Raw genomic sequence first — 18,007 nt, 5'->3', positions numbered from 1 at the left:
TAACAATATGAAAACATTAGAAAAACGCCATTTATCTATTTCCCCTCTTGTTTGGCTGCTGGCTTTCGTCGCCCTCAGTTCGTCGGTTATCGGGGCTTTTATTCTCACCGCCACGTTGCAAGAGTTAGCGTTGCAACGACAAAGCCTAAGAGCCCAACAAACTCGCCTACTCAGTGCCACCGCAGAGCTAAGAGAAATTGTTCCAAACTATCGCAGCCAACTTCGCCAAGCCTTGTTTGAAGGTTCCAACTCGGCAACAGACAACCTCTATAAGCTGAACCAATACAACGAAGCCATTGCCACACTAAACTCCGAATCAATAAATTCGAAAACCGCGGCCATTAGCGCACAGCTAGAAAAAAGCGGTCAAGATATGTTAGCTCTCACAGAGAAAGTGAACGACTGGCATACTCGTAAGACACAGCATACTTTAAGTGAAGAAACGTCTAACTTCCAAGGAAGAACACTGGGTATCATCAGTAACTTAAAACGCTACATTAATTCCATGAACGGGAAAAACCGTTTACAGGAAAATATCTTACTTTATCAATACAATATCGCCTCTGATAAGAACAAAGACCAACTCGCAAAACAGTACTTGAAACTTCGTTTAACCCGACTTGAGTCTGTATTAAACACCGCGATGGAAGATGTAAATACACTGGAAGTGGCCATTAATGTCCTACTGGTTTCTGATTCACTGAGTACCATTACTGACATCAAAGAAAACCAAATGAACTCATCATTAGATCGCCTAGATTACTTGATCGCTGAATCAGCCAAAATCGCCCCAGATGAGGCAGAGAAACTTCTGCAAGAAAAAAATGCCTTGGTAAATATTTTATTTGGTGAAAATCATGACATTAAGACGGACACAGAAGCCGTACAAATTGGCGAAGGTGGGCTGTTTAACTTTCGCTTGGAACACATAGAATTAGAAGATAAAAAGGTCGAACTGAGTGAATTATTAGAAAATACTTTTTTACCTTTGCCACGCCTAATGGATCAAATTGGTGAATACGTTCAAACCAATTCGAAAAAGCTTGAGCAACAAATCGAGGATCAATTAACCGATGTAAAGGTTCGTATTATCTGGATCAGCAGCATCACTATTGCCATCTTACTTTTACTTGCTTGGGCAGTCTCTCGTCGAGTAAACCGACAATTATCCGGCTTTATTGAGAGTGAAGAACGCTTTCGTTCCATGTTTGAAGTGTCACCAGATCCGGCATGGATTTTAATCAATTTTAAAATGGTGGAATGTAACGATGCCGCCGTTCTCACACTGCAATACCCGACAAAAGACAAACTATTGCAAACCGATCTGAGTGACCTTTCCCCCTCTCAACAAGCTAATGGTTTCTCTTCTTCATCTATGAGTGAAGAACTTTTTGAGCAGCTTGCCTTATATGGTCACACAAGAACAGAATGGGTTTTTCAGCGTTACGATGGTGAACCGATTTTTACCGACATGACGGTTTTGTCCATTTCTTTTAACGACAACCCAGCCACCATTATTACATGGCGCGATATTACTGAAAAACACATGTCCCAGCAGTCTTTAGGAAACTACAAAGTTAAGCTCGAAACCGAGATCGCTTTGCAAACCCAAGAGCTACAAACTGCCAAAGAGCTGGCTGAAAACGCCAACCAAGCAAAAAGTGAATTTCTTGCCAATATGAGCCATGAAATTCGTACGCCAATGAACTCTATCATTGGTATGTCTTCCTTGGCTTTGCGTACCAAACTAAACGATAAACAACGTAGTTACATTCAAAAAGTCAGTCATTCAGCCGAATCTTTACTTAGCATCATTAACGATATTCTCGACTTTTCGAAAATTGAAGCACGTAAAATGGACATCGAAAGCGTTACTTTTAAGTTACACAATATTATTCATAATGTAACCCATGTTCTAGAACTGAAAGTGGAAGAAAAAGGGCTAGAACTCATTATAGATATTGACCCTGACATCCCGGAAAAGGTTATTGGAGACCCGACAAGACTTCGTCAAATTCTGCTTAACCTTGGAAATAATGCCGTGAAATTTACGGAAACAGGCGAGATCATCATACGAGCCACGTATTTTAAACAGAACCAACAAGAAAATATTATCCACTTTTCCGTACAAGACACAGGCATAGGTATTCACCGTGACATTCAGGAAAGACTGTTCGAGTCTTTTTCGCAAGCAGACACGTCAACCACAAGAAAGTTTGGTGGCACAGGACTGGGATTGGCTATCTCCAAGCGCTTAATTCAATTGATGGGCGGAAATATTTGGGTCGAAAGTGAAGAAGGCAAAGGCAGTACCTTTCATTTCACTGTGTCTTTCCAACAATGTGAAAACCACCCAGCTAATTTCTCTTTAAGCCAGCGTACAGACGTGAGTCAAGTTGTGATTGTGGATGATAACGATACCGCTAGAGATGTACTAAAAGCCAATGTAGAGACTCTTGGCCTGAGCTGCCATGCTTATAGCAATGGATACGATGCGATCGACTATATTATTTCTCTTAAAAAAAGCGCACAGCCTTATCCTTTGATGCTGATCGATTGGAAAATGCCGGAACTGGACGGAATAGAAACCTGCAAAGCCATTCTTGAACACATCGGCAACGACGAGCTTCTTACCATTATTATGGTCACCGCTTATAATTTGGATGATGCCCAAAAAGCAGGAGCAAGCTTACCCATCGCCGGCTATTTAACCAAACCTGTCACCGCCTCTAGTTTATTCGATCAAATTATCAGTGTATCCGGTCCAGAATCTATCTCGTCGCATAACCAAGAACCCACACACAACGACTTATTGCTTACCTATAAACTGGCAGGTGCAAAAGTGTTGTTGGTTGAAGACAATGAAATCAACCGAGAATTGGCTGAAGAACTGCTTTCACAACGAGGCATAGAAGTCACCACAGCCAACGATGGTCAGCAAGCGATAGACAAACTACAAGCTGGTCAGTTCGATTGCGTCTTAATGGACTGCCAAATGCCAGTCATGGACGGCTACACCGCAACACAAAAAATACGTGCAATGCCTAAATTCAAAGACCTTCCCATTATTGCGATGACAGCCAATGTCATGCCAGAAGATATCAAACATGCAACAGAATCCGGCATGAATGACCATATTGGCAAACCCATACAAATAGACAACATGTTTGATACCTTGCAGACATGGATTGATATCAAGCTCCGTCCCTCTGAAGACAATTCAGTGCCATACGATGATGACACGAATAAGACGACACTTCCCGAGAGCCTATTTATTGATGTCGAGTTAGGGCTTTCAAGAACACTCACCAAAGAACTTTATAATCGCCTCTTGAAGCGATTCTTAACCACGCAAGTGTATTTTATCGAAGAATGCAAAGCCTGTATGGAAGCAAATGATAGAGAAACTGCGAACCGACATGCCCACACATTAAAAGGCATTGCCGCAACGCTAGGCATGACACAACTGGCGAATTCTGCAGCCCAATTAGAAAAAGCATTTGAAGAGAAAAAAACACATATACCACCTATACTAAATATCGTGGAAAATGATTTAAACAATATTCTTGGTGATCTTAATACTTGGCACGACAACCGCAAAACAAGTATTAAGAAAGAGACTCAACCAGCCTCAAATATGAGCTCGGAAGCATTAAAAAATAAAGTCACTATATTAACGAGTTACATAAAAGAAAATCTTACCGAAGCACTTCCTCTTGCCCAAGAAGTCCTTCAACACATAACCGACAAGCAAACCTATGACACGATGGTAACCGTCATCGAAGCCCTCCAGGTTTATGATTTTGAACTGGCTACAAAGCATTTGACTATACTCAAAGAACATTTAGAGGACTCTGAGCAGTAAACATAATGACAAAGACGACGTTTGAACAATCAAAAACCAAAGAACCGTGCGAAAAACCAATCGTTCTAATCGTTGATGACACACCAGAAAACATTGATGTGTTAGTGGCTTCGTTATCCGATGAGTACATTATCAAAGTAGCACTCAATGGCATTAAGGCATTAGATTTGGCCGCCTCTGCACCGCGTCCAGATCTTATTTTATTGGATGTAATGATGCCAAACCTAGACGGCTACGATGTTTGCTATCGACTCAAAAACAACCCAACTACTGCCAATATTCCGGTTATTTTTGTGACAGCTAAACATGATATTAGGGATGAAGAACGCGGCTTCGCCATGGGAGCGATTGATTACATCGTCAAACCGATTAGTCCGCCCATCGTTCGAGCCCGAGTTCGTACACATGTAGCCTTATACGATCAAAACCGTCAGTTACTAAAAAAAGTCGCAGAGCGCACGCAAGAACTTCAGGCCAGCCAACTACGCATCATTCATCATCTGGGCCGCGCTGTTGAATATAAAGACAATGAAACTGGCGCTCACGTTATCCGCATGAGTCACTACGCTCGACTGATAGCCGAAACCCTTGGTGGAAACGAAGAGTGGGTCAATCACCTGTTTCAAGCTGCGCCGATGCACGATGTCGGTAAAATTGGCATCTCCGATACCATTCTTTTAAAACCAGGCAAATTAACACCGGAAGAGTGGGAAATCATGAAACTTCACACCGTATTCGGCGGAGAAATATTAGCCGAAGACAATGATCCAATGCTAAAAATGGCACGAACCATTGCACTTACCCATCATGAAAAATGGGATGGCAGCGGTTATCCAAAAGGCTTAAAAGGAGAAAATATTCCTTTAGAAGGCCGCATTGTTGCCCTTGCCGATGTGCTCGACGCACTGATGTCCAAGCGTCCTTACAAAGAAGCTTGGCCACTAGATCAAGCTCTAGCCTATATTAAAGAAAATTCTGGTTCCCATTTTGACCCAGCCCTAGCACCCATTATTGGTTCAATGGAACAACAAATTATTGCCATTCGTCAGGAGTATCCAGATGAGCCCAGTTAATAAGCTCATCTAGCGATGCCTGACCATCAACCCATTCATTAAGCTGATACTCTTTAAATAGTTTTTAGCAATTAGAAGTTTAGTTATTACTAATTTTACCTATCTAACCGTTTTCCCTAATATGAGTCTCGTTGGTAACGCACTCAAACACATTAGGAGAAACAAAATGATCAACACTCAAATCAAACCATTCAATGCAACGGCTTTCAAAAACGGCGAATTCGTAGAAATCTCTGAAAAAGATGTACTCGGCAAATGGGCTGTATTCTTCTTCTACCCAGCTGACTTCACATTCGTTTGCCCAACTGAACTAGGTGACGTTGCAGACAACTACGCAGAACTTCAATCTCGCGGCGTAGAAGTATTCTCTGTTTCTACAGACACTCACTTCACTCACAAAGCTTGGCATGCAAGCTCTGACACAATCGGCAAAATCCAGTACTACATGGTTGGCGATCAAGCTGGCAACGTGACAAACAACTTCGGCGTAATGCGTGAAGGTCAAGGTCTTGCTGACCGTGCGACTTTCTTGATCGATCCAGAAGGCACTATCCAAGCAATGGAAATCACTGCGGAAGGTATCGGCCGTGACGCTCAAGACCTACTTCGCAAAGTCAAAGCTGCGCAATACGTTGCCGCTCACCCAGGTGAAGTTTGCCCAGCAAAATGGAAAGAAGGCGAAGAAACACTAACTCCTTCTCTAGACCTAGTTGGCAAAATCTAAGCTGATCGATTTGTAGATAGCTTATAGACAGTTGTTATGGCTCTTTCTTTTGAGAGAGCCACTTTTCTCTCAACACTAAAGCCAAGCACATCAATACAGCGATTAACCACAGTAAATCACTCAATCAGAAAACGGGTTACACATCATCATGTTAGAAGCAAACTTAAAACAGCAGCTGGGCACATACCTACAAAATATCGTTAATCCGATTGAAATTACTGTGTCCACAAACGGTTCAACAAAAGCAGAAGAATTGCTTAGCTTAGCTCGCGAAATCACCGAGTTGAAAAGCGACAAAATCGACCTAATCGTCGACGAAAACCCACAAGGTCGTGCGCCACAAATGGCCATCGCGCCAAAAGGCGAAGCAGCACGTGTGCGTTTTGCCGGTATTCCAATGGGGCACGAGTTTACCTCTCTCGTTTTGGCTCTATTACAAGCTGGCGGTCATCCATCTAAAGCAGAAAAAGCCCTGCTAGAACAAGCAAAAGGCTTAACCAACAAAATGAATTTTGAGATTTATATCTCACTGACTTGCCAAAACTGTCCTGAAGTTGTGCAAGCGATGAACCTAATCGCCGTTTTGAACCCGAATGTAACAACCACCATGATCGACGGTGCCTTGTTCCAAGACGAAGTAGAAAAACGCGAAATCATGGCTGTGCCATCTGTGTACTTAAATGGTGAGTCATTCGGTCAAGGTCGCATGACATTGGCGGAAATACTCAACAAAGTGGATACTGGCGCAAGTGAAAAACAAGCTGCGGCATTGGCAGAAAAAGCCCCTTACGACATGTTAATTGTCGGCGGTGGCCCAGCTGGTGCGTCCGCCGCCATTTACTCTGCTCGTAAAGGTATTCGTACTGGTGTTGTTGCTGAGCGTTTTGGTGGACAAGTCAGTGACACCATGGCGATTGAAAACTTCATTTCTGTAAAAGAAACCGAAGGCCCAAAACTGGTCGCTAACTTAGAACAACATGTACTTGATTACGACGTAGATTTAATCAAAGCGCAAAAAGCCGTTCGCATCGAAAAGAAAGAATTCATCGAAGTAGAACTAGAAAATGGTGCGATCCTAAAAAGTAAAACCATCGTCCTAGCGACAGGTGCTCGCTGGAGAGAAATGAACGTACCGGGCGAACAAGAATACCGCAATAAAGGCGTGGCTTACTGCCCACATTGTGACGGTCCGTTGTTCAAAGGAAAAAGAACAGCCGTTATCGGTGGTGGTAACTCAGGTATCGAAGCGGCCATCGACTTGGCTGGTATCACAGAGCATGTGACCGTTCTTGAATTTGGCGACACGTTGCGCGCTGATGATGTATTGGTGAAAAAAGCGGAATCTTTGCCGAACGTCACTATCATCAAAAACGCCATGACAACTGAAGTAATCGGCGATGGCCAACGTGTAATCGGCTTGAAATACACAGACCGCACCACGGATGAATCACATCTTGTTGATGTCGCTGGTATCTTTGTGCAAATCGGTTTAGTCCCAAACAGTGAATTTTTGAAAGACACATTGCAACTGACAAATCGTGGCGAAATCGTGATCAATGCCCACGGCGAGACTTCTATTCCTGGCGTCTTCGCAGCGGGTGACGTTACCACAACGCCATACAAACAGATAATTATCTCAATGGGTTCTGGCGCGACGGCTGCCCTCGGCGCGTTTGATTACTTGATTAGAAGCTAGACGCCTTCGTAACTAAGTTATACCCCTTACTTAGTTGATCAAGTTCCAGAAGGAAGCGAAAGCCTCCTTCAGCAAAAAAACGCTCTTCCAGTAACATGGAGAGCGTTTTTTTTGTCTATCTGAGCTCAAGACAAAATTTATTGCTAAACCAGAACATAGATCAAAAAACAATCAAATAACGTCTAAAGCCTTAGGTTAAAGTATTAACAAAGCGTATGGTCGATACAACACTAAGAAGGGTGATATTGGCAAACGCTCCGCAAACCTCGTTTAAACACGCCAATCTTCCCGATTGCACTCTAGTGCATAAGCAACTCAGCTTTTCGTCGCACGACTTAAGGCAATACAAACAGGAGAAGACGATGATTTATAACGTAGGTACAACAGATAGAGTGATCAGAATCGCAATCGGCGCCGTCGTCATCGCAATCGGCGTATATTTCAACTCATGGTGGGGCGCAATCGGCATTGTACTGCTTGCCACAGGCGTATTCAGCATCTGCCCAGCGTATCTGCCTTTTGGTTTTTCAACTTGTAAAACCAAGAAATAACACCCAATTTAAAACGAACACTATAAAGACTAAAGCCGGCATCAGGTAACACTGAAAGTCGGTTTTTTGCTGGCAAGTACTATAAACGCTTCGAGCTTAAATGACGCTATTACTGAAGTGGAAAGAACTCATGAATCACTCACTCGTTTTCTTTCTAACAAATCAATGACCATTATCTCTAGTGTATTAATCTCTAGAGACTAAAATTTAAAAGTTAATGCGCCAAATTGAATCTCATCAGCATGAAACCAAACTTTATAAACAGCTATACAAATTTGTACCATTTATGGTACAAATAATTCATGAATACCATAAAAAACAGGAAAGTGTCTGTTCGCTTTTTCCGAACTGCGTCGGGAGGTGAACCTGTCAGGGAATGGTTGTTATCTCTTACAAAAGAGGATAGAAGCGCCATAGGACAGGATATCAAAACAGCAGAGTATGGTTGGCCCGTCGGTATGCCCATCTGTCGTTCTATGGGGGATGGGCTGTGGGAAGTACGCACTAACTTAGAAGGTGGTCGTATTGCAAGGGTATTATTTTTCTTTAAAAACAACGAATTAATTTTACTAAATGGCTTTATGAAAAAATCCCAAAAGACACCTAAGTCTGAATTAGATTTAGCTAAAAAACGAAAACGTGAGGCTGAGAATGACTAACAAAAACATAGGTTCTTCCTTTGATGACTTCCTAGAAGAGGAAGGCACACTGGCTGAAGCCAACGCTGTGGCTATAAAGCGAGTGGTAGCTTGGCAGATTCAACAGAAGATTGAAAACGAACATTTGTCTAAGACAAAAATGGCGCAGCTGATGAAAACAAGCCGCTCTGGATTGGATAGACTACTTGATCCAAACAACACATCTGTCACGCTGCATACCTTGGATAATGCCGCGAAAGCGTTAGGTAAAAAGCTCAAATTAGAACTTGTTTAAACAGCCAATACAAACCTTAATTCGTATTGGCTGTTTATGTTCTATTCAGCGTTATTTTACGGCTTTTTCATCCCACGCGTTTAGCGTTGATTTAGACCAAGAACCATACGAGGCATTTGGCATAACAATCCAGTCGTTACCAAAATGGGCTGCTTCTTTCGCCACAAGGCCACGTTGATACTCAGTTGATTTCTTGTTTTTAAACTCGGCAGAAAAATCATGCAGGCTATCGCCAATCAACATAAGAATATCGTGCTCTTTGCGAACGATATCACGACGTGCTTCTTTCGACTCGGTATACAACAACACATTATCACTGCTTACTTGAGCAACATTCAGTTTTTTCAGTGTCTTAAGCGTGTCTGCTTTGTTCTCCTGAAAACGATCTGAGATATAGTAAATTTTCACGCCTTGTTGTGTGACAAAGTCGATAAAATCTTTTGCGCCTGGAATCAAAGTCGGCTCGCCTTTTTTCTCCCAATCACTCCAAGTATCCCAAGATGTGTAATCGTGGCAATTATTTACATCACGAACTAATAATGGGGTGTTATCTATCACTGTTTCATCCAAATCCAACACCACAGCAGGTTTTTTATCGGAATCATGGTTCGCTAAAATCTGTATAAAACGCTGAGTCGCAAACTGGTATGCCTGCAATTGCAACGCCATCACTTCGGCAGACTGTTGCTGATAACGCAGCGCCATATTGTATTCTTTTGGCTTACAAACAGTGTCTTGATCCGCTGCAAACACAGCACTACTGCTCAATAAAGGCAACGCAACGAGTAAAGAGGTGGTGATTTTTTTCATAAAGCGAATATCTCCTTGATGTTTAAGGCGACATAAAATGGCATGTTTTTTTATTAAACGCCAATTTAATTACAACTCTAATCTATTTAGATCGATTCTTCACCACTTCTGCATGATTGCTAAACGCTACTAACGATTAGAATGAAACAGTTAGTCATGGCGATAAGTGAAAGAACTCCTTGAGCAATCCGTTTAATTGGACTGAAATCGCCATCCATGACTATTGTGGTGTCTATGAAGCCCCAATGACATAACCGATATCAACGATGATCCTTTTCCCTTCCCAAGAGAGACATTAGATCATGCCAAAAATGCCAAATTTTTAACTCATCACGCTTCATAGCTTTGACAATGCAGCCAGAGCCTTGGGCGAGACTCTTACAGTAGAGTTGAACTAGGCAATAAAGCCCAAAAAATACTTAAGACGCTTGGCTTTCCAAATATTCTAGCGCTTGTTCCGATTCCATAGGACGTGAGAAGTAATAACCTTGTAGATAATCTACATTCAGGTCTCGTAAAATCTTCGCCTGCTCTTCTGTCTCAACACCTTCCGCGACGACTTGATAATTCAGCTCATTGGCGATGTGAAGTACGGCAGTAATAATACTCAAGCCGCTGCCTTGAATAGTATCGACAAAGCTTTTGTCGATTTTCACAATATCAACGCCCATGTCTTGCATCGAAGACAAAGAAGAATAGCCAGTGCCAAAGTCATCAATCGAAATCTGGATATCCATTTCTTGTAACGCTTTAATTTGTTTCATCAAACCAAGTTTATCTGATGCGAAAAAAGATTCGGTGATTTCAATGTGCAATCCAGAAGGCTCAAAATCATGCTTCTGAAAGACATTCGAAATTTGCTCAATGAAATCTTCATCTTGAAACTGCACAACCGAGACATTAACGCATATCGCGATCTCAGGAGACCGCTGTTGAAAAACCTTGGCTTGTTGACATGCTCGTTCCAATACCCAAAGGCCGATATTTTTGATCTGCCCATATTGCCCTGCAATAGCAATAAACTGATCCGGCATGATTAATCCAAGAGCACTGTTCCAGCGTAACAGCGCTTCGAACGCCTCTACTTTTCCCGTTTTAGCGTTTACAATCGGCTGATAAACAAGGTTTAGTTCATCCTTTTCGGCTGCTGTAATCAGCTGATCTCGCAGATTAAATTCACGCTGCAACTGTAAGCGTAGAGTTTCATTAAAATAACCAACACTGCCTTTTGCTTGGCGCTTTTGTTGATACATGGCCATATCGGCATGCTGAATAAGCTCTTCTTTGCTTTGACTATGCTCTGGATAAATTGAAATACCAATGGTTGCACCAATCGTGACACGATAAGTACCATCAACATAAGGCTCAGACATTTTTTCAATCAGGCCTTTTGCAAAAGTCGATGTTTGCTGATGGCCCTCATGAGATAACACAACGAGAAACTCATCGCCGCCCCATCGACAAACCAACTGAGAATCAGTACTAAAGTTTTTAACCCGCAAAGCCGCCATGCTAAGAACTCGATCTCCGACTTCATGGCCTAAGGTATCATTAATCCCTTTGAAACCGTCTAAGTCTATAAATAAGATAGCCAGTGACTGTTCTGCATATACCGGAGCAATCCGGACACCCATTCCGATATAACTCGGACACCCATTCCGTTTTTATCCGGACACCTATTACGCTCTAAACCGGACACTTTTTGGCTTTTCCCGGAATCCCTGTCCGGATTAGCGTAAACTCTGTCCGGATTCACCGGAATCCCTTCGTTTTCTCTTTTAAATCAATCGCTCACTACACTTGGTTACCCCTAATACGTTGCCAGGAAGTGATCATGACCAGAAAGAGAACCTCAATGACCAATATTAAAGAGATTTTGCGTCTCAAACATGAGTGCCATTTATCCACGCGGCAGATTGCTTCTTGTTTGAATATCGGCCGCTCTACCGTGTCCGATGTCCTGACTCGTTTCAAACAAAGTGACTATTATTGGCCCCTTGCCAGTGACGTTTCCGATACCGATCTGTCTAAAGCGCTGTATCAAGAAAAACCGGCTAATCGCCTGAAAGTGATGCCGGACTTTGCGTACTTTTTTATCGAACTCAAGCGCAAAGGGGCGACGAAGCAATTGTTGTGGGAAGAATATGTTGCCGAGCACCAAGAGCGCACTTATGGCTACAGCCAGTTCTGCGAGTACTTCCGTCGTTGGCTCACCACACAAAAACGCAGTATGCGTCAACTCCATACCGCAGGTGACAAGTTATTCATTGATTATTGCGGACCGACTATCCCGATCGTCAATCCGGAAACGGGCGACGTTCGCCACTCACAAGTGTTTGTCGCCACACTGGGAGCGTCTAACTACACCTACGTTGAAGCCAGCGAAAGTCAAAAGCTGGAGCATTGGTTACAGTGTCACGCCAATGCGTTTGAACACTTCGGTGGCGTTCCCGCTTTATTGGTGCCAGACAACTTAAAAGCTGCCGTGACAAAAACAGATCGTTATGAGCCGAAACTCAACGACAGTTATCGTCAGTTAGCACATCACTATCAAACCGCTATTATGCCGGCTCGTCCCTATAAACCCAAAGACAAAGCCAAGGCCGAAAATGCGGTTCTGATTGTTGAGCGCTGGATCATGATGCGTCTTCGTCATCGCACCTTCCACACCCTGAGAGAGCTGAATAATGCGATTCGAGAGCTGATGAAGGTTCTGAATCAGCGACCAATGCAAAAGATTGGCGTGAGCCGCCAAGCCCTTTTTGACACCCTCGATAAGCCCGCCCTGAAACCATTACCGATGCAAAAATATGTCTACACAGAACATAAACGCGCCAAAGTGGGGCCGGACTACCACATTGAGTACGCAAAACATTACTACTCGGTACCGCATCAGCTTGTGGGTCAACATGTGACACTGGAAGCCACGTCGCAGATCATACAAATCTTCCATCAAGGTCAACCTGTCTCGTCTCACCCAATCAGCCGAAAAGAGTATGGACTGAGTACCCACATGGAACATATGCCGAGCCATCATCAACATCAAAAGTGGTCACCAGAACGCTTGATCGGATGGAGCAAGCAGATAGGCGTCGCCACCGAAAACGTCATCAAACAACAAATCCAGTCCAAAGCTCATCCAGCCCAAGCCACTCGTCGCTGCCTTGGCATACTGAGTCTAGCGCGCAAACATGGTGATGTTCGCCTAGAGCAAGCCTGTCAGGATGCCTTACTGGTAAACAAGCCCGTTCTACGCTTTATCCGAAATCTGCTCGACCATCATCGAGAAGGCACGCTGTCCCTTCCTTCTGACTCGACACCCGACATCCCGCACAGCAATGTTCGCGGGCCACACTGCTACCACTAGGAGAACGACATGAATCACCTGACTGAACAACTAAAAATGCTGCGATTGAGCCATGCCGTCACCGCGTTAGAGCAACAACGAGAACAATTAACTACCTATGGAGAACTGGACTTTGAGCCACGTCTCACATTGCTCCTTGACAGTGAGCTGCTAGGCAGAAATCAAGGCAAAATCGAACGGCTCAAGCGACAAGCAAAACTGCGCGTAGAAGCCAGCGCCAGCCAGCTACTCTACAAAGAAGGGCGTGGACTGAAACGCCTCCAATTAGGAGAACTGCTGACAGGCGGTTATCTGCAAAAGCATCAAAACATCCTTATCACAGGCCCAACGGGCGCGGGAAAAACTTATGTTGCCTGCGCTCTTGCCTCACAGGCGTGCGAGCAACTTTATAGCGTTCGTTATCTGCGTCTGAGTCGACTGCTGGACGACCTCAGCCTTGGCCGCTTAGACGGCACCTATCAAAAACAACTCGCCGCCCTCGCCAAAAAGCAGCTGCTGATACTCGATGACTGGGGAATGGAAAAACTCAGTGCGGATCATGCAGGCCATTTATTAGAGCTTTTAGAAGATCGTTACCAAACAAGCAGCACGATCATGATCAGTCAACTGCCGGTGAAAGAGTGGTACAACATGATAGGCAATGCCACGGTAGCGGATGCTTTATTAGACCGTTTAATCCACAACAGTCACCGCATCGAACTAGGAGGAGAATCGATGAGAAAACTGGCGCAATCCGGACACATGGAGTAAAACTAGAAACTGAGAAAATGAAGGGAAAAAGGTGTCCGGATTAAAACGGTACCAGTGTCCGGAATCAGCGGAATATGCATGTTCTGATTTACTGTTCATTAATTTATCTAATTGTTCTATAAGCGCTTTACGATTCAGAAGGTTTGTCAGCGAATCTATATTTGAAAGTGTAATAAAGGCCTGAGTCCGCTCTTCAACTTTTTGCTCCATTTCAACCAGTAATTTAGCATGCTGATGCTTGGTAGAAATAACATCGACCGTAAACCCTGCGGTTTTAAAAGCGGATAACAAAATAATGCAGGTAAAGAAGAGACCTAAAAAACCTAACGTTTGGTGTGATGATACCTCCGAAGACATCAGAAGCACTGAATACGGAAGCAATAAAATAAGAATATAAGAAAGAGAAAGCGTTCTATTTGCAGATAAAATCATCGCCGAGCCACTGGCAAACCCAGCTACAATAACCATGGTCGCTGTTAACTCGATCTCACTGGCGTTATGGTAAAAATATAATGTATAAAACGACCACATAAATGCCGTCGCAGTTGCACCAATAGAAAACCAAAACAAATTTCGTTTCGGATCATTAGATGGATTTTTTTTGTAATAAGCACTAACAACAGCGCGGTAAAAAACGATACCAAGCATGATGAGCCACCACACCACTTTTTCAGATTGGTCTATCGTTTTTTCAAAACCAAATGCTAAAACCGCACTGGTGATAATGATAATAATAAGGCCAGCAGGAAAGTTACTGTAAAGTAGCTTATTCGCTTCTTCTTTCATGTTTCTATCTATAATTTTTGGCATAAATGGCTCTTGATTCTGGCTATTTCTTTGTAAAAATAAACACGTATTCGCCCGATTAACAACCTTAAACTTGTCTGACAAGACTAAAAATAACGCTAGGAAAGGTACGAACAAGCCCTCTTGCCTCAGCATGTGGATAAAAGCCTGTTATTCGAGGCGAGTACCGAATGTGAATAGTGGTTCTATTTTCGAGGTGCTCAACAAAGAATACAGGCTTTTAGACCATGCCCTATGGGTCTTTCAGAGAAAACGCCATATGTCGTTGCGACTCTTTGAAAGGTACCTACATTCCTTCAGAGTCGCGCCTTATCTGACGATTTCTCTGAAAGACTGAGGCTTAGTAGACTTATTCGCACCTTCCCTAGGCTGTTATCATCCTTAAATTGTCATTTAACTATAAAGCTTTTAGTTAACTTTAACGTATTTAATAATCATATTTTTTAAAGAAAAACATCTAAAAAAGAAGCCTTTAACGTTTAATTTATAACAAAAATTTAAAACATACATAAAACTCTTAATCATTAAGTTATATAGGTGTTATTTATTATGAAAGTCTCATTCCTCGCCGACGAAAAACAATTCATTCCCACTATTGCTCAGTGGTATTTCAATGAATGGGGACGATTAACGCCTAACAGATCGCTAGAGGATATTGTGAAAAAAGTTACGTCGATGGCTGAAAGTAGAGCGGCACTGCCGATCTCTTTTGTATTGCATGATAATGACGACTTGCTGGCTGTAGCAGAGCTAAAGTACCATGAACACCCTGATTTTCCCGACTACCAACATTGGCTCGGTGGTGTTTTCGTTCCAGCTGATAAACGTGGACAAGGTTATTCCAACATTATTCTTTCACACACTTTTAAGCATGCTAAAAACCTAGGTATTCCAGATCTTTATCTGCAATGCGAAAAACATAATATCGACCTGTATTTAAAACACGATTTTGAAGTGATACACAGAATGAATGACAAAGACGTCGAGAAAGCGGTGATGGTTCTAAGGCTTGGGTAGGAAAACATACGGTTTACGCTCTCACACTTAATGACTCAGCTTGCGCTGTTCCACACCGTAAATAACGGCCTTTGTATGAAATTAAAATGCTATTCTGGGGTCTTATTAGCGCTGAATACATTCTTTCAATACACTTCAACAAAAGAGACATAGTATGAAAATGTTACGTTTTATCTCCATTTTAGAAGGCACATCGCTGCTATTGTTGCTCTTCATTGCCGTGCCATTGAAACGCCTGATGGACATGCCGGAATATGTAAGCATTATTGGTCCAATTCATGGTGGATTGTTTATTTTGTTTAACATTCTTTTGATGTTAAGTGTGTCTCGGTATGGGGTTTCGTCAAAACACGCCTTGATAGGATTTATTGCGTCAGTAATACCATTCGGTAGCTATGTCTTTAAAGCGAAGGTCTTAAATAAATACTAACACCCGCGCTTCAGTGACATGCTTCCAATAAAAAAGCAGAGAAAAAGACCATCCTCTTCTCTGCTTTTCGTATTATTTTTTCTGATCTTTTATAACCGATCAATCTGTCTTAAACAGACGATTTCTTCACGAACTGAGATTTCAGCATCATTTCGCCGCCACCATCCAATTTGCAATCGATGTCATGATCGCCATCAACAAGGCGTTTGATCGTGGCCTTGGTGCCAATTTTTAGCACTTGAGAAGAACCTTTAACTTTAAGGTCTTTCGCCAACGTCACTTTATCGCCTTCTTGCAATAAGTTGCCGCCCATATCTTTGATAATAAGCGCATCTTCGTCAACGACAACTTCATTTGGGTTCCATTCATACGCACACTCCGGACAAATCAACATAGCTTGATCTTCATACACGTAAGTAGAATCGCATTTGGGGCAATTTGGAAGACTCATATTTATCACTACCTTCTAACGTAAACAGGAAAATTTCGCGCATTATAACCCTATTTTCGTTATGGTTTTTGTTCATCCGTAAAAATAATTTATTTTTACTCTCCCTAGATATACGGTAAATAGATATTCAAGAATACAAACCAATCTAAATTCCTTAATAAAACGTACTAGACTTCAAATGATGAAGATGAAATGAGGAGCACTTACATGAAACTAGGATTGGTTTGGTTCGGAGATGATTTGCGCTGTGCAGATCAGAACATGTTGTGGCGAGCGGTTCAGGAGGTCGATTATCTTGTCTGCCTATACTGCGACGAACCTCATCTCAACCGCCCTAGCCGTTATGCGACTCAAGGCATGTCCGAGAATCGTCGTCGCTTTTTGGACCAAGGCCTTCAAAATCTAGCACTACAATTACAGTCCTTGGGGCAAACCTTATTCGTCAGTTCCATGGATGCTGCCACAAGCTTAAATATACTACTCAATGAAGTACCGATTGCGCATCTATACCGAAACCACCACGGCGGTTGGGACGAACAACAAACGCTAAAGCGCATCGCCAGCCGATACCCTGACGTGCGTATTCATCTAGACCATGGTTTGAGCTTATTCATGCCATCACAACTGCCATTTGATGTAATGCAGTTACCAGACTCTTTTTCAAAATTCCGACGATTAGTCGAAAATATAGATGTGCTTACGCCCTTACCTGCATTACAAAAACTACCACCAGCACCGACTTTCGATATTCAACGTATTCGTCCTTGGAGGCTTAAGCAAATAGAAGAAAACAGTGTATTCACTGGCGGAGAGCAAGCTGCGATATATCAGCTAAGCGATTATTTCTCGACCAACCTCCCAAGCCAATACAAAGCAACACGCAATGAATTAGACGGTTGGGAAAACTCCACTAAATTCTCGCCGTGGTTGGCACAAGGCAGTTTGTCCGCTCGACAAATCAAAGCCAGTATCGACGTTTACGAGCGAGATCATGGCGCAAGCGAATCAACCTATTGGATTTATTTCGAACTGTTGTGGCGCGAGTATTTTCATTGGTATGCGACACGCTATGGCAAGCAACTTTTCTTGCCAGGTGGATTAACAGGAAAGCAAACTCAAGGCAGTTATTATGCCGAGCGTTTTCGTAAATGGAGCCAAGGCAATACGCCTTATCCTTTGGTAAACGCTTGCATGAAACAGCTCAATGAAACAGGCTTTATGAGCAATCGCGGTCGCCAAATTGTCGCCAGTTGTTTGATTTATGAATTTGGCTTAGATTGGCGTTACGGCGCGGCTTACTTTGAAGAACAACTGATCGATTACAACGTCGGTTCGAATTGGGGCAATTGGCAATACATTGCGGGTGTTGGTGCCGATCCAAGAGGCGGCCGCCACTTCAATTTGCAAAAGCAAACCGAACAGTACGACCCAAACCAGAATTTTATTGATAAATGGCAAGGCCAAGTTTTTGATACACAATTAGATTCGGTCGATGCTGCCGATTGGCCAATTTACCCAACATCCAGCAATTAA

The 18,007-nt window shown here is 42.8% G+C and carries 16 protein-coding genes; 12 read left to right on the top strand and 4 right to left on the bottom strand.

Annotation, left to right across the window (positions count from 1 at the left end):
* Nucleotides 1-7 precede the first annotated feature (7 nt).
* From ACO05V_RS04350 to ACO05V_RS04320, 7 genes are all read left to right on the top strand, one after another.
* Nucleotides 8-3,865 carry a response regulator gene (locus ACO05V_RS04350; RefSeq protein ID WP_421847875.1) on the top strand — a complete coding sequence of 1,286 codons (3,858 nt, stop codon included), beginning with the start codon at nt 8-10 and terminating at the stop codon, nt 3,863-3,865.
* 5 nt (nt 3,866-3,870) lie between these two features.
* Nucleotides 3,871-4,938: an HD domain-containing phosphohydrolase gene (locus tag ACO05V_RS04345; RefSeq protein WP_421847873.1), complete on the top strand. Its 1,068-nt coding sequence runs from the start codon at nt 3,871-3,873 to the stop codon at nt 4,936-4,938.
* Nucleotides 4,939-5,104: 166 nt separating this feature from the next.
* Nucleotides 5,105-5,662 (top strand): alkyl hydroperoxide reductase subunit C, encoded by a 558-nt coding sequence (gene ahpC / locus ACO05V_RS04340; protein WP_421847871.1) that lies wholly within the window; start codon nt 5,105-5,107, stop codon nt 5,660-5,662.
* 148 nt (nt 5,663-5,810) lie between these two features.
* On the top strand, nt 5,811-7,358 hold the full coding sequence (gene ahpF / locus ACO05V_RS04335) for an alkyl hydroperoxide reductase subunit F (protein WP_421847869.1): 1,548 nt from the start codon (nt 5,811-5,813) through the stop codon (nt 7,356-7,358).
* A 215-nt stretch (nt 7,359-7,573) separates the two neighbouring features.
* Nucleotides 7,574-7,909: a YgaP family membrane protein gene (locus ACO05V_RS04330; RefSeq protein WP_421847867.1), complete on the top strand. Its 336-nt coding sequence runs from the start codon at nt 7,574-7,576 to the stop codon at nt 7,907-7,909.
* 302 nt (nt 7,910-8,211) lie between these two features.
* Nucleotides 8,212-8,568 (top strand): type II toxin-antitoxin system RelE/ParE family toxin, encoded by a 357-nt coding sequence (locus ACO05V_RS04325; protein ID WP_421847865.1) that lies wholly within the window; start codon nt 8,212-8,214, stop codon nt 8,566-8,568.
* Complete coding sequence (locus tag ACO05V_RS04320) at nt 8,561-8,842, top strand: Fis family transcriptional regulator (protein WP_421847863.1); 282 nt, start codon at nt 8,561-8,563, stop codon at nt 8,840-8,842. Before ACO05V_RS04325 ends, ACO05V_RS04320 begins: the two co-directional genes overlap by 8 nt.
* A 51-nt stretch (nt 8,843-8,893) precedes the next feature.
* Here the strand turns inward: ACO05V_RS04320 and ACO05V_RS04315 are convergent, their stop codons facing one another.
* The gene (locus tag ACO05V_RS04315; protein ID WP_421847861.1) at nt 8,894-9,652 is read right to left on the bottom strand and encodes a 5'-nucleotidase, lipoprotein e(P4) family; all 759 of its coding nucleotides are present in this window, start codon (nt 9,650-9,652) and stop codon (nt 8,894-8,896) included.
* A gap of 419 nt (nt 9,653-10,071) precedes the next feature.
* Nucleotides 10,072-11,286, bottom strand: coding sequence for a putative bifunctional diguanylate cyclase/phosphodiesterase (locus ACO05V_RS04310; RefSeq protein WP_421847859.1), 1,215 nt, complete (start codon nt 11,284-11,286; stop codon nt 10,072-10,074).
* Between the two features lie 200 nt (nt 11,287-11,486).
* On the opposite strand from ACO05V_RS04310, the gene istA reads away from it, so the two are divergent.
* Together istA and istB are read left to right on the top strand one after the other, a co-directional pair.
* A complete protein-coding gene (gene istA, locus ACO05V_RS04305) occupies nt 11,487-13,019 on the top strand; it encodes an IS21 family transposase (RefSeq protein ID WP_421846542.1) in 1,533 nt (510 codons plus the stop codon).
* Between the two features lie 9 nt (nt 13,020-13,028).
* Nucleotides 13,029-13,769 (top strand): IS21-like element helper ATPase IstB, encoded by a 741-nt coding sequence (istB, locus tag ACO05V_RS04300; RefSeq protein WP_421846544.1) that lies wholly within the window; start codon nt 13,029-13,031, stop codon nt 13,767-13,769.
* Here istB and ACO05V_RS04295 read toward each other — a convergent pair.
* A complete protein-coding gene (locus ACO05V_RS04295) occupies nt 13,719-14,579 on the bottom strand; it encodes a hypothetical protein (RefSeq protein ID WP_421847857.1) in 861 nt (286 codons plus the stop codon). The two genes, istB and ACO05V_RS04295, sit on opposite strands and share 51 nt — an antisense overlap.
* Before the next feature lie 546 nt (nt 14,580-15,125).
* Here ACO05V_RS04295 and ACO05V_RS04290 point away from each other — a divergent pair.
* Complete coding sequence (locus tag ACO05V_RS04290; protein ID WP_421847855.1) at nt 15,126-15,593, top strand: GNAT family N-acetyltransferase; 468 nt, start codon at nt 15,126-15,128, stop codon at nt 15,591-15,593.
* A gap of 154 nt (nt 15,594-15,747) precedes the next feature.
* Nucleotides 15,748-16,023, top strand: a complete 276-nt coding sequence (locus tag ACO05V_RS04285; RefSeq protein ID WP_421847853.1) for a DUF3817 domain-containing protein — start codon at nt 15,748-15,750, stop codon at nt 16,021-16,023.
* A gap of 109 nt (nt 16,024-16,132) precedes the next feature.
* On the opposite strand, the gene ACO05V_RS04280 is transcribed toward ACO05V_RS04285, so the two are convergent.
* Nucleotides 16,133-16,474: a zinc ribbon domain-containing protein YjdM gene (locus tag ACO05V_RS04280; RefSeq protein WP_421847851.1), complete on the bottom strand. Its 342-nt coding sequence runs from the start codon at nt 16,472-16,474 to the stop codon at nt 16,133-16,135.
* A 207-nt stretch (nt 16,475-16,681) separates the two neighbouring features.
* Here ACO05V_RS04280 and ACO05V_RS04275 point away from each other — a divergent pair, with 207 nt between their 5' ends.
* On the top strand, nt 16,682-18,007 hold the full coding sequence (locus ACO05V_RS04275; RefSeq protein ID WP_421847849.1) for a DASH family cryptochrome: 1,326 nt from the start codon (nt 16,682-16,684) through the stop codon (nt 18,005-18,007).

Origin of the sequence: Marinomonas sp. (genome assembly GCF_965225885.1) — a bacterium.
GTDB lineage: Bacteria > Pseudomonadota > Gammaproteobacteria > Pseudomonadales > Marinomonadaceae > Marinomonas.
The sequence above is the reverse complement of the archived record's forward strand: the minus strand, read 5'-3'. Positions and strand labels throughout refer to the sequence as shown.

What these genes read in the sequence shown, in the direction of transcription:
- ACO05V_RS04350 (WP_421847875.1), top strand. Translation starts at nt 8, where the DNA reads ATGAAAACATTAGAAAAACGCCATTTATCTATTTCCCCTCTTGTTTGG.
- ACO05V_RS04345 (WP_421847873.1), top strand. Translation starts at nt 3,871, where the DNA reads ATGACAAAGACGACGTTTGAACAATCAAAAACCAAAGAACCGTGCGAA.
- ahpC (WP_421847871.1), top strand. Translation starts at nt 5,105, where the DNA reads ATGATCAACACTCAAATCAAACCATTCAATGCAACGGCTTTCAAAAAC.
- ahpF (WP_421847869.1), top strand. Translation starts at nt 5,811, where the DNA reads ATGTTAGAAGCAAACTTAAAACAGCAGCTGGGCACATACCTACAAAAT.
- ACO05V_RS04330 (WP_421847867.1), top strand. Translation starts at nt 7,574, where the DNA reads ATGGTCGATACAACACTAAGAAGGGTGATATTGGCAAACGCTCCGCAA.
- ACO05V_RS04325 (WP_421847865.1), top strand. Translation starts at nt 8,212, where the DNA reads ATGAATACCATAAAAAACAGGAAAGTGTCTGTTCGCTTTTTCCGAACT.
- ACO05V_RS04320 (WP_421847863.1), top strand. Translation starts at nt 8,561, where the DNA reads ATGACTAACAAAAACATAGGTTCTTCCTTTGATGACTTCCTAGAAGAG.
- ACO05V_RS04315 (WP_421847861.1), bottom strand. Translation starts at nt 9,652, where the DNA reads ATGAAAAAAATCACCACCTCTTTACTCGTTGCGTTGCCTTTATTGAGC.
- ACO05V_RS04310 (WP_421847859.1), bottom strand. Translation starts at nt 11,286, where the DNA reads ATGGGTGTCCGGATTGCTCCGGTATATGCAGAACAGTCACTGGCTATC.
- istA (WP_421846542.1), top strand. Translation starts at nt 11,487, where the DNA reads ATGACCAGAAAGAGAACCTCAATGACCAATATTAAAGAGATTTTGCGT.
- istB (WP_421846544.1), top strand. Translation starts at nt 13,029, where the DNA reads ATGAATCACCTGACTGAACAACTAAAAATGCTGCGATTGAGCCATGCC.
- ACO05V_RS04295 (WP_421847857.1), bottom strand. Translation starts at nt 14,579, where the DNA reads ATGCCAAAAATTATAGATAGAAACATGAAAGAAGAAGCGAATAAGCTA.
- ACO05V_RS04290 (WP_421847855.1), top strand. Translation starts at nt 15,126, where the DNA reads ATGAAAGTCTCATTCCTCGCCGACGAAAAACAATTCATTCCCACTATT.
- ACO05V_RS04285 (WP_421847853.1), top strand. Translation starts at nt 15,748, where the DNA reads ATGAAAATGTTACGTTTTATCTCCATTTTAGAAGGCACATCGCTGCTA.
- ACO05V_RS04280 (WP_421847851.1), bottom strand. Translation starts at nt 16,474, where the DNA reads ATGAGTCTTCCAAATTGCCCCAAATGCGATTCTACTTACGTGTATGAA.
- ACO05V_RS04275 (WP_421847849.1), top strand. Translation starts at nt 16,682, where the DNA reads ATGAAACTAGGATTGGTTTGGTTCGGAGATGATTTGCGCTGTGCAGAT.